The following is a 10,466-nucleotide window of genomic DNA, read 5'->3' on the forward strand; positions in this document are numbered from 1 at the left end:
GTTCCAGCCCCGCGGTCAGGCATCCCCGCAGCGCGGCCGCAACGTCCGCGGCCGCGGCGGATGGCAGCCGCCCGAACCACCGCCGTCGGACAAGGTGAAGGGCGTGCAGGCCAGCGGCCTCGATCCGATCCTCGCCCGCGCCGTTCTCGCCGGACTGATCCGCCATCCCGCAGAGATCGCGCGCCATATGGAGGTGCTTGGCAGCCTGCGGAACGCCTCCGGCGCGCTCGGCAAGCTGTTCGAAGCGGTGATCGATGTCGCGCTGGAGGACCAACAGCTTGATAGCGCGCGCATCCTCACCATATTGGCGAAATCCGGATTTGATCAGGTGGCGAGCGATCTGTTGAGAGCCGACACGCTTCCCTTCTCCTTCACCCGCCGCACGACGGTGGACGAAGCGAGGGCGCGTGAGGATCTGAATGAGGCGATCGCCGTTATGGTGGCGCAGCCGGCGGTGGACGCCGCGCTCGCCGAGGCAACGGCTGCGCTCAGCAGGGATGGTTCAGAGGAAGCGTTCGCCCGTCAGGTCGCGCTTTCGCGGAAGCGTCAGGAGCTGGAGGCACGCCTTGCAAATCTGATACTTGCGGATGAAGAAGATTTGGACGATTAGGCGGCGATTAAAATAGCCGCCATCAGTTTTTCGAGGGCATTTGATGGCGAAGGCACCCATGGCGGACGCGGATACCGGCGAAACCGGAGACGCGCCGCTGATCGACCTCAACGAAGGCACGCTCAAGAAGCTTGTCGCCCGCGCCAAGAAGCGCGGTTACATCACCGTCGACCAGCTCAACGAGATGCTCCCGCAGGATCAGATGACCTCGGAGCAGATCGAGGACGTCATGTCGGCGCTGAACGACATGGGCGTGAATGTCGTCGAGAATGAGGAAGCCGGCGAAGACGGCGAAGCCGAAGACGATACCCCGGACGAGGTCGATGCCGATAGCGGCAACGACGATGGCGGTCCTGCGCTCGAAACCAAGAAGAAGGAAGTCGTCGATCGTACCGACGACCCTGTGCGCATGTATCTGCGCGAAATGGGCGCGGTCGAGTTGCTCTCGCGCGAAGGCGAAATCGCCATCGCCAAGCGGATCGAGGCCGGTCGCGACACGATGATCCTGGGCCTGTGCGAATCGCCCATCACCTTCAACGCGATCATCGCCTGGTCGAACGCCCTTAACGAAGGCACGATGCAGCTGCGCGAGATCCTCGATCTCGACGCCATGCTCTCCAAGGGTCCGTCGGCGGAGCAGGTCGAGGGTGCCGAGGAAGACGATAACGGCGAAATCAGCGAGAAGACCGCCGGCGCGTCGTTCAAGGAAGAGGAAGAGCCCGAGGAGGCTTCGGCCGACGAGGAGGACGAGGATTCGATGACCGAGCGCCGCGCCCCGCGGCCTTCGGACGACGAAGAGGAAGATAACACCCTCAGCCTCGCCCAGATGGAAGAGCAGCTCAAGCCTCAGGCGCTGGAGCGGTTCGCCAACATCACTGCGATCTACAAGAAGTTCAGCAAGCTCCAGCAGCAGCGCCTCGATTCGATGGCGGCCGGCGGCGAGCTGCCCGGTGCGGAAGAGCGCAAGTATCAGAAGCTGCGCGAGGACCTGACCGCCGAAGTCGAGTCGGTCCAGTTCCACAACGCCAAGATCGAATATCTCGTCGATCAGCTCTACAGCTTCAACCGGCGCCTCACCGCGCTGGGCGGCCAGATGCTGCGCCTCGCGGAACGCCACAAGGTGAACCGCAAGGACTTCCTCGATCGCTATGTCGATCACGAGCTGGACGAGAGCTTCATCGCCACGGTCGAGAAGATCGACAAGAAATGGGCTGCCTTCGCCGCGAACGAAGCTGGCGCGGTAGATCGTATCCGAATCGAGATCAGCGAGATCAGCCAGGCGACCGGCATGGCGCTCGGCGAGTTCCGCCGCATCGTCAACATGGTCCAGAAGGGCGAGCGCGAAGCGCGTATCGCCAAGAAGGAAATGGTCGAGGCGAACCTGCGCCTCGTGATCTCGATCGCGAAGAAATACACCAATCGCGGCCTGCAGTTCCTGGATCTTATCCAGGAAGGCAATATCGGCCTGATGAAGGCGGTCGATAAGTTCGAGTATCGCCGCGGCTACAAGTTCTCGACCTACGCGACCTGGTGGATCCGTCAGGCGATCACGCGCTCGATCGCGGATCAGGCGCGCACGATCCGCATCCCGGTCCACATGATCGAGACGATCAACAAGCTGGTGCGGACCAGCCGCCAGTTCCTCCACGAGCAGGGCCGCGAGCCCACGCCGGAGGAAATGGCCGAGCGCCTGTCGATGCCGCTCGAAAAGGTCCGCAAGGTGATGAAGATCGCCAAGGAGCCGATCTCCCTCGAAACGCCGATCGGCGACGAGGAGGATTCGCATCTGGGCGACTTCATTGAGGACAAGAACGCCGTCATCCCGGTGGACGCGGCGATCCAGGCGAACCTGAAGGAAACGGTCACCCGCGTCCTTGCCAGCCTCACCCCGCGCGAGGAACGCGTGCTGCGCATGCGCTTCGGCATCGGCATGAACACCGATCACACGCTCGAGGAAGTCGGCCAGCAGTTCAGCGTTACCCGCGAACGTATCCGTCAGATCGAGGCGAAGGCGCTGCGCAAGCTCAAGCACCCGAGCCGCAGCCGCAAGATGCGCTCGTTCCTGGATCAGTAAGCCAGCGCTTCGAGTTGAAACAGAAAAGGCCGGGGAGCGATCCCCGGCCTTTTCATTTGCACGACTCCGCGGGAAGCGGCGTGAAGGATCAGTGACCCGCCTTCTCGTCGATCTTCGCGGCGGTGTTCGCGCCGGCGTCGCGCACGGCATCGGCCTTTTCCTCGACGGCATCCGCGCGGTTCTCGGCACCGCTTCCGATCGCGTCAACGCGGTTGTCGGCGTCCGACCGAATGTCGGCAGCGGTATTGTCCAGATCGTCGGCAACGGCTTCGGCATTGGCGAGTGCGTTCTCGGCAGCCGGGGTCTTCGGACCACAGGCGGCCAGCGGAAGTGCGGCCACGATGGCGGCGGCGATCAGATATTTGCGGTTCATGCGAATCCCCTCTGTTGAGCGAAACGAAATGCCGGTTCCGACGTTCAGCGACATGCCGACAAGGAAAGCGACCGGGGCTTAAACACTTGAATCATCGTCCGGTTTCACTTGCGTTATATCGGCCTGAAAGGATTTCCCCGCCCAGGCGGGCCGGGAAGGGCCGCCGCGCTCCAATAGCTCCCGGAGTGCGGCGGTCTCGGGCCGAGCGCTCCGGTGAAATAGGGCCGCTGAAATCACCATAGGATCGTGAACCCCGTTGCGGGGCATTGACGCGGATGGCTCCGCTCCCCAGCTTCATCGCAGGGGGTATTCGCGATGATCCAATTCACCTGGCAGCAGTTGCGCGAACTCTATCGCCGCGGCTTCGTATTGTTCCTGATCGCGCCGGTGATCGTCGCGATCGTGGTGATCCCCGAATTCGTCCAGCACATCGTCGAGATCAAGATCGGCATGTTCGACAGCCGCGCCGCCGGTCATGCCCTCGCCAACGATCCGCAGCGCTGGACCGCCGGCTATTTCAAGCTCGCCGGACTGCTGATCGCGATGCTGGCCACCGCGCGATACTGGGGTGCCCGCGCCAATGGCGGCAAATGGTGGCGGCTCGACCAGATCGCCTGGGTGCCGCTGATCGTCGCCGCGCTGCTGTTCGCCTTCGTCCCCGGCATTCCCGATCTGTTGCGCGCCTATGTGCCTGTCTGGCTCTACTACACGCTCTACACCGTCTTCAGCCTCGTGACGCTCCCGCTGATCGTCCCCATCGTCGCCGCGCTGGCCGGAGACCGCCGGGTCGGGCTGCTCGGGAATTACTGGCGCAATTTCTACTGGCGCGAATGGCGCTGGGTCCCGCTCCTGCTCGTTCTGCTGGTCGCGGCCTATGCGCCCGGCATGGCGCTGCATTACGGCTTCCACTGGATCGCGGTCGGCCAGCCTGCGGTGCTGCTATGGCCGATCATGGTGCTGGATTCGCTCGCGGTCGGCCTGATCGCGTCGATGGCGGGTGCGGCGTTCAGCCTGACCTATGAGGCCGCCCGGCCCGCGTCCATTTGACGGATAGCCTCGCAACGCAAACGCCCCTAACCCTCCCATTAGGACAAGGGGGAATGCGATGAAGGCCCAGACGATGCGTAGCGCGCGGCGCTATCACTATTATCTCGGCGTCTTCTTCGCGCCTGCGATCATCCTGTTCTCGCTGAGCGGCGCGCTGCAGACGTTCCGCTTGCAGGAAGCCAAGGGCTATGGCGGCACGCCGCCCGCCTGGATCAGCTGGGTCGCCGCCTTCCACATGGATCAGGCCCCGCCCAAGCCGAAGCCCGCCCCGAAAGCTGCACCCGCCGCACCGAAGGCAAGCGCACCAGCGCCAGCCCCCGCGAAAAAGCACTACACGCTCCCGCTCAAGATTTTCGTCACGCTGATGGCGATCGGCCTGATCCTGTCCGCGGTGACGGGCGTGGTGATCGCGCTGAACACCCGCGCGACCCGCAACGCATCGATCGTCATGCTCGCGGCGGGCACAATCCTGCCGCTGACGATGCTGTTGCTGCTCTAGCCCTTCCCCAGCGCCTTTCTCGCCACCTTCTCTACCTCGGGATCCAGCTTGGGCGGGTCCATCGGCACACAGGCTTCCAGCGCGTCGGCAATCGCGGTCAGCGCGGCGATCCGTCCGGCCTTCTTGTCGTTGCCGTCGATCACCACCCAGGGCGCGGCCTTGGTCGAGGTCCGCTCGAACATCTCGTGCATCGCGTCGAGATATTCGGGCCGCTTTGCGCGGTTGCGATAGTCGTCGAGACCCGTCTTCCAGCGCTTCCACGGATGCTCCAGCCGGTCACGCAGTCGTTTGTCCTGCTCCTTCTGCGTCACATGGACGAAGATCTTCACCAACGTCGCGCCTGTCTCGACATGCTGCTTCTCGAACGCGTTGATCTCGTCATAGCCGCGCCGCCATTCGGTCTCGGACGCATAGCCCTCGACCCGCTCGACCAGCACCCTGCCATACCAACTGCGGTCGAATACCGCGATATTGTGCTGCGCGGGCAGCCGCTGCCAGAAGCGCCACAAGAAATGGTGCGACAGTTCCTCGGTACTGGGCGCGGAGATCGGCCAGACCTCGAAATAGCGCGGGTCCCATTCGGCGGTCAGCCGCTTGATGATCCCGCCCTTCCCTGCCGCATCCCAACCCTCGAACAGCACGATGGCGCGTCGCTTGTGGACGATATGCGCGGTCTGGATATGGCTCAGCCGCTTCTGCAGCTTGGCGAGTTCGTGATTGTATTTCCCGTCGAACTTGTCGCCGGATTCGAAGTCGGAAAGATCGATGGTCATGCGGCCAGCCTAACCCTTCCACTGCCCAATGGGGAGAGGGTCCCGTCAGCTCACCGCGACCGGCACTGCCCCGCGACCCAGCCTTCGGCTGCAGCACGATCCGGATCGCCCGGCCCGGCCTTCACCGCCACGTCCGGGTCGAGCCCTTCGGCAAAGACCTTCCCCGTCCGGTCGCGGGTCACGTCAGTGACGAGGACCAGATTGGCACCGTCGGACAAGCGGTACCCCTGCGTCGCGGTCGAGACGCCGAATGTCGCCCGTCCGAAGCGCCGGGTCTGCGCCCGCCCGCTGAATGCCACGCCCACGATCTCGCCCGAACTCGCGGTGCCGCCATCGATCAGCAGCGCCACTGGTGCGCTTGCCGCGCCGGGCGTTGCGACCCATCCGGCCACCACTACCAGCACATGCCGCTTGCCATCCGCGGTGACGATCCCCGCCTTGCCCTGATCGGTGAACCAGTTCTCGTCGCCCTCGTGGCCGGTATAGCCGCCCAGCACGCCATCCCCGAGCAGCATCGAGAGACCTGCCAGCATCGGCCACTGGTTCCCGCCGCTATTGCCGCGCAGGTCGACGATATAGCCGCACGGCCGCGGTCCGCCCGCAAGCTGGCGATGCAGCACCCCGGCATAGGCCGCGGTGGCGCCGCGATCCCCCATGAAGGGCGGCACGATCACCGTGCGGATCCGCTGCCCCCGCACGACGCGATCCGAGGCCAGCGGATCGTTGCGGCCATAATAGCTGCGATCCGCGGTTCGCGATCCGCCCGGTGCCGGAGGATAGGCGAAATCGCCACCACGGGCCGCGCGATAGGCGGTGGCTCGCTCATCGGAAAGCTGGAGGAAGCTGTGATGGTCCCCCAGGGCGCGGACCAGCCGCACCAGCGCCGGATAGGTGCCGAACACGTCGGCCGCGCCATCGCCCTCGGCATGGACCTCGGCCGACACACGATCCCAGTCGACGCGGTCGGCGTAGAGCGCCTTGGCGCGCACCACCGCGATCGCTTCGTCCAGATAGGTGCGCGCGTCGAATGCCTGCGCGGCGGCAGGCTGGGCCAGAACCGTCAGCGCGAACGCCGCCGGTGCGGCCCAGCCGCGCAACCTCATTTCGGCCCGTCGATGCCGGGCGCGAGGCGGATATGCAGTTCCTTGAGCTGCTTCGGCGACACTTCCGCCGGGGCCTGCATCATCAGGTCCTCGGCCTTCTGCGTCATCGGGAAGACAATCACTTCGCGGATGTTCGGCTCGTCGGCCAGCAGCATCACGATGCGGTCCACGCCCGGTGCCGAACCGCCATGCGGCGGCGCGCCGAACTTGAACGCGTTGATCATGCCCGCAAAGTTCGTGTCGACGTCCGCCTGGGTGTAACCGGCGATCTCGAACGCCTTGTACATGATCTCCGGGCGATGGTTTCGGATCGCGCCCGAGCTCAGTTCCACGCCGTTGCAGACGATGTCGTACTGATAGGCGAGAATATCGAGCGGGTTCATCGTCTCCAGCGCCTGCAGCTCGCCCTGCGGCATGCTGAAGGGGTTGTGGCTGAAGTCGACCTTCTTCGCGTCCTCGTCATATTCGAACATCGGGAAATCGACGATCCAGCAGAATTCGAAGCGGCTCTTGTCGATCAGGTCGAGCTGATCGGCGACGCGCGTACGCGCCAGACCCGCCAGCTTCGCCGCCTGCGCTTCCTTGCCCGCCGAGAAGAAGATGCCGTCGTTCGGGCCAAGACCCATCGCGTCGGCGATCGCCTTCATGCCATCCTGGCCGTGATTGTTGGCGATCGGGCCGCCGAATACGCCGTCCTTCTGCGTGGCATAGCCGAGGCCCGGGAAGCCTTCGCTCTGCGCCCAGGAATTCATCTCGTCGAAGAACTTGCGCGACTTCTCATGCGTGTTCGGCGCGGCGACCGCGCGGACCACATCGCCCGCCTCGACCATCGACGCGAAGCGGCCGAAACCCGATCCCTTGAAGAATTCCGAGACGTCGCTGATCAGCAGCGGGTTGCGCAGGTCCGGCTTGTCGTTGCCATATTTGGCCATCGATTCCTTGTACGGGATGCGCTTGAACGGCAGCGGCGAAACGGTGCGGCCCTTGCCGTCCCAGTCCGCGAATTCCTCGAACACGCCGTGCAGGACCGGCTCGATCGCCGCGAACACATCGTCCTGCGTGACATAGCTCATCTCGAAATCGAGCTGGTAGAACTCGCCCGGCGAACGGTCGGCGCGCGCGTCCTCGTCGCGGAAGCAGGGAGCGATCTGGAAATATTTGTCGAAGCCGGCGACCATCAGCAGCTGCTTGAACATCTGCGGCGCCTGCGGAAGCGCGTAGAACTTGCCCGGATGCACGCGGCTGGGAACCAGATAGTCGCGCGCGCCCTCGGGGCTGCTCGCGGTCAGGATCGGCGTCTGGAACTCGGTGAAGCCCTGCCCGATCATCCGCTGGCGCAGCGACGAGATCACGTTCGAACGCAGCATGATGTTCTTGTGCAGCCGCTCGCGGCGCAGGTCGAGGAAGCGGTTCTTGAGGCGGATTTCCTCCGGATATTCCGCATCGCCAAACACCGGCAGCGGCAGCTTCTCGGCGGCCGACTGAATCACCACCGCGCTGGGGAACACTTCGATCTCGCCGGTGGGCAGCTTGGGGTTCAGCGTCTCGGGCGAGCGCGCCGATACCTTGCCGGTCACCGTGATCACCGATTCCGGGCCAACCGCGTCGACCAGCTTGAACAGCTCCGAGTCGGTCTCGATCACCACCTGGGTGACGCCATAATGGTCGCGAAGGTCGACGAAGAGCACGTTCGCATGCTCGCGCGTGCGGTTGATCCAGCCCGACAGGCGAACTTCCTGGCCGACATGTTCGGCGCGAAGTGCGGCGCAGTTATGCGTGCGATAGGCGTGCATTCGGTTCCTCATCCCCCGGATTCCGGGAGTTTCTTCAAGATGGATGTCGTTTGTGGCGCGTTGGGCGGCACAAAATAGATCAGCGCGCGCGAATCCCCGCCACACGCCCCTTTGTCAAGGCGGACAACATGTCTATGGGGCCATGATGCATATCCACGACCTGATCGAAGACAGCGCCTCGCTCGCCAATCTGTGCGCCCGCCTCGCCACCAAGCCCTATGTCGTCGTCGACACCGAGTTCATGCGCGAGAATACCTATTGGCCCGAACTCTGCCTGATCCAGATCGCGGATGACGAGGAAGCCGCGGCGATCGATCCGCTGGCACCGAACATCGATCTCGGCCCCCTGCTCGATCTGCTGACCGAGAATGAGGATGTGCTGAAGGTCTTCCATGCCGGCGGGCAGGATATCGAGATCGTCTACAACCTCACCGGCAAGACCCCGCACCCGCTGTTCGATACGCAGGTCGCGGCGATGGCGCTCGGCCAGGGCGAGCAGATCGGCTATTCGAATCTGGTCGATACCTATCTGGGCATCGTGGTCGACAAGGGTGCGCGCTTCACCGACTGGGCGCGCCGCCCGCTCGACAAGCGCCAGATCGATTACGCGATCTGCGACGTGACCTATCTCTCCGAAATCTTCCCGCGCATGCTGGACAAGCTGAAGAAGACCGGCCGCGGCGCCTGGCTCGATCAGGAGATGGAACGGCTCGCGGACCCAGAGAATTACCGCAACGATCCCGATCAGGCATGGCAGCGCGTCCGTGTTTCCAGCCGCAAGCCCGAGGTTCTCGGCCGCCTGAAGGCCCTCGCCCGCTGGCGCGAGCTTGAGGCGCAGGGCAAGGATCTGCCGCGCGGCCGTATCGTCAAGGACGAGACCATGGCCGATCTGGCGGCCAATCCGCCGCGCAAGCAGGCCGATCTGGGCCGGGTCCGTGGCCTTTCGCCTGCGTGGAGCGGCAACGATATCGGCGGCCGCCTGATGGCAGCGCTCGCCGACGCCCAGCCGATGACCGCGGCCGAGCTGCCCCCGCGCGACGATCGCAAGCCGGCGCTGGGCAAGGACGGCGCGCTGGTCGCGGACCTGCTCAAGCTGCTGCTCAAGATTCGCGCCAAGGAAATCAACGTCGCCGCCAAGCTGCTGGCGCGCAGCGACGATCTCGAGTCGCTGGCGGCAGGCCAGCGCGAGGGCATCGCGATCCTCGAGGGCTGGCGCTACGAACAGTTCGGCCGCGATGCGCTCGCCCTCGTCGAGGGTCAGCTTGGGTTCACCGTCAAGAACGGAAAGCTCAAGATGACCCGGACGGAGGAACCCGAATGATTCGCCTGACCATCCCGCTGATCGGATTCGCGCTGGTGAGTTGTGCGCCTCCGCCCCCCGCCTCGACCCCCGCGCCGCCCACGGCATGCGGCGCCGAGAAGGTCGGTAAGTTCGTTGGCAAGAAGCGCACCGATGCAATCTCGACAGAAGTCGCGAAGCTTTCGGGCGCGAAGAGCATCCGCTGGATCTCTCCCGGCATGGCGGTGACGATGGATTATCGCGAGGACCGGCTGAACGTAGCGCTGGACGACAAGGGCGTGATTACCCGCTTCTATTGCAGCTGACCGGTCAGCACAGGTTCACCATTCCGCAGGCCTGATGCGCGCTCCTGAGGGAGGGCTGCCATGAACCGCGTGATGATCCTGCTACCGATCCCCCTGCTGCTCGGCGCGATGACCTGCCACCGCCCCCCGCCGCCGGAGCTCATCGCTGGGGCCCCTCCGCAGCAGCACTGCGGTGTGGTTGCAGCCAAGAGGATCGCGATGGGCATGGCGCGCACGCCGGACCTGGAACGCCGCATCCCGCTGGTTTCCGGGGCGGAAAGCGTCCGCTGGATCGCACCGGATACGGTCGTGACCGAGGATTATCGCGCGCGCCGGCTCAATATCCATGTCGATCGCGACGGGGTGGTCCACGATATACGCTGCGGCTAGGCCTCCAGCGCGGCCTTGCGCCCCATCGCGGTCGCCAGCGCCTTGTGTCGCTTTTCCACGGCTTCGCCATAAAGCGCCGCATCGCGCGGTTCGAGCACCAGCCACACCGCGTTCGTGGCCAGCGCGAGCCGCGACCGCTTGAGCGGTGCGGCCACGCCGCCGCTCAGCCGCTGGCCCAGGCGGATCGCCAGACCCCATTGCATCGCCAGCGCCAGCGCCT

General features: G+C 64.7%; 11 protein-coding genes and 1 pseudogene. 7 read left to right on the forward strand and 5 right to left on the reverse strand.

Features of this window, described 5'->3' with window-relative positions:
• Nucleotides 1-103: 103 nt before the first annotated feature.
• A complete protein-coding gene (locus tag P1X14_RS20610; protein WP_277317301.1) occupies nt 104-610 on the forward strand; it encodes a hypothetical protein in 507 nt (168 codons plus the stop codon).
• Between the two features lie 43 nt (nt 611-653).
• Nucleotides 654-2,684: an RNA polymerase sigma factor RpoD gene (gene rpoD / locus P1X14_RS20615; RefSeq protein ID WP_277317302.1), complete on the forward strand. Its 2,031-nt coding sequence runs from the start codon at nt 654-656 to the stop codon at nt 2,682-2,684.
• Nucleotides 2,685-2,772: 88 nt separating this feature from the next.
• On the opposite strand, the gene P1X14_RS20620 is transcribed toward rpoD, so the two are convergent.
• Nucleotides 2,773-3,057 (reverse strand): hypothetical protein, encoded by a 285-nt coding sequence (locus tag P1X14_RS20620; RefSeq protein ID WP_277317303.1) that lies wholly within the window; start codon nt 3,055-3,057, stop codon nt 2,773-2,775.
• A gap of 315 nt (nt 3,058-3,372) precedes the next feature.
• On the opposite strand from P1X14_RS20620, the gene P1X14_RS20625 reads away from it, so the two are divergent.
• Both P1X14_RS20625 and P1X14_RS20630 read left to right on the forward strand, forming a co-directional pair.
• On the forward strand, nt 3,373-4,104 hold the full coding sequence (locus P1X14_RS20625) for a hypothetical protein (RefSeq protein WP_277317304.1): 732 nt from the start codon (nt 3,373-3,375) through the stop codon (nt 4,102-4,104).
• 58 nt (nt 4,105-4,162) lie between these two features.
• Nucleotides 4,163-4,603, forward strand: coding sequence for a hypothetical protein (locus P1X14_RS20630; RefSeq protein WP_277317305.1), 441 nt, complete (start codon nt 4,163-4,165; stop codon nt 4,601-4,603).
• Here P1X14_RS20630 and P1X14_RS20635 read toward each other — a convergent pair.
• Genes P1X14_RS20635 through aspS form a run of 3 tightly spaced genes read right to left on the reverse strand, consistent with a single transcriptional unit; the run spans nt 4,600 to nt 8,272 of the window.
• Entirely contained in the window at nt 4,600-5,376 is a 777-nt protein-coding gene (locus P1X14_RS20635; RefSeq protein ID WP_277317306.1) for a polyphosphate kinase, read from the reverse strand. The two genes, P1X14_RS20630 and P1X14_RS20635, sit on opposite strands and share 4 nt — an antisense overlap.
• Before the next feature lie 50 nt (nt 5,377-5,426).
• Nucleotides 5,427-6,479 carry a S41 family peptidase gene (locus tag P1X14_RS20640; RefSeq protein ID WP_277317307.1) on the reverse strand — a complete coding sequence of 351 codons (1,053 nt, stop codon included), beginning with the start codon at nt 6,477-6,479 and terminating at the stop codon, nt 5,427-5,429.
• Nucleotides 6,476-8,272 (reverse strand): aspartate--tRNA ligase, encoded by a 1,797-nt coding sequence (gene aspS / locus P1X14_RS20645; RefSeq protein ID WP_277317311.1) that lies wholly within the window; start codon nt 8,270-8,272, stop codon nt 6,476-6,478. The genes P1X14_RS20640 and aspS overlap by 4 nt, the downstream gene beginning before the upstream one ends.
• Before the next feature lie 145 nt (nt 8,273-8,417).
• Here aspS and rnd point away from each other — a divergent pair, with 145 nt between their 5' ends.
• Genes rnd through P1X14_RS20660 form a run of 3 tightly spaced genes read left to right on the forward strand, consistent with a single transcriptional unit; the run spans nt 8,418 to nt 10,246 of the window.
• Entirely contained in the window at nt 8,418-9,593 is a 1,176-nt protein-coding gene (rnd, locus tag P1X14_RS20650) for a ribonuclease D (RefSeq protein WP_277317308.1), read from the forward strand.
• Nucleotides 9,590-9,877: an I78 family peptidase inhibitor gene (locus tag P1X14_RS20655; protein ID WP_277317309.1), complete on the forward strand. Its 288-nt coding sequence runs from the start codon at nt 9,590-9,592 to the stop codon at nt 9,875-9,877. Before rnd ends, P1X14_RS20655 begins: the two co-directional genes overlap by 4 nt.
• A 60-nt stretch (nt 9,878-9,937) precedes the next feature.
• Nucleotides 9,938-10,246: an I78 family peptidase inhibitor gene (locus P1X14_RS20660; RefSeq protein ID WP_277317310.1), complete on the forward strand. Its 309-nt coding sequence runs from the start codon at nt 9,938-9,940 to the stop codon at nt 10,244-10,246.
• On the opposite strand, the pseudogene P1X14_RS20665 reads toward P1X14_RS20660, so the two are convergent.
• Nucleotides 10,243-10,466 (reverse strand): annotated as a pseudogene (locus P1X14_RS20665) (Ppx/GppA family phosphatase); the annotation flags it as partial. The gene P1X14_RS20660 and the pseudogene P1X14_RS20665 sit on opposite strands and share 4 nt — an antisense overlap.

It is taken from the genome of Sphingomonas sp. AOB5 (assembly GCF_029433115.1).
Taxonomy (GTDB): domain Bacteria; phylum Pseudomonadota; class Alphaproteobacteria; order Sphingomonadales; family Sphingomonadaceae; genus Sphingomonas.

Coding starts and splice junctions, on each gene's coding strand:
- rpoD (WP_277317302.1), top strand. CDS start 654: ATGGCGAAGGCACCCATGGCGGACGCGGATACCGGCGAAACCGGAGAC.
- P1X14_RS20620 (WP_277317303.1), bottom strand. CDS start 3,057: ATGAACCGCAAATATCTGATCGCCGCCGCCATCGTGGCCGCACTTCCG.
- P1X14_RS20625 (WP_277317304.1), top strand. CDS start 3,373: ATGATCCAATTCACCTGGCAGCAGTTGCGCGAACTCTATCGCCGCGGC.
- P1X14_RS20630 (WP_277317305.1), top strand. CDS start 4,163: ATGAAGGCCCAGACGATGCGTAGCGCGCGGCGCTATCACTATTATCTC.
- P1X14_RS20635 (WP_277317306.1), bottom strand. CDS start 5,376: ATGACCATCGATCTTTCCGACTTCGAATCCGGCGACAAGTTCGACGGG.
- P1X14_RS20640 (WP_277317307.1), bottom strand. CDS start 6,479: ATGAGGTTGCGCGGCTGGGCCGCACCGGCGGCGTTCGCGCTGACGGTT.
- aspS (WP_277317311.1), bottom strand. CDS start 8,272: ATGCACGCCTATCGCACGCATAACTGCGCCGCACTTCGCGCCGAACAT.
- rnd (WP_277317308.1), top strand. CDS start 8,418: ATGCATATCCACGACCTGATCGAAGACAGCGCCTCGCTCGCCAATCTG.
- P1X14_RS20655 (WP_277317309.1), top strand. CDS start 9,590: ATGATTCGCCTGACCATCCCGCTGATCGGATTCGCGCTGGTGAGTTGT.
- P1X14_RS20660 (WP_277317310.1), top strand. CDS start 9,938: ATGAACCGCGTGATGATCCTGCTACCGATCCCCCTGCTGCTCGGCGCG.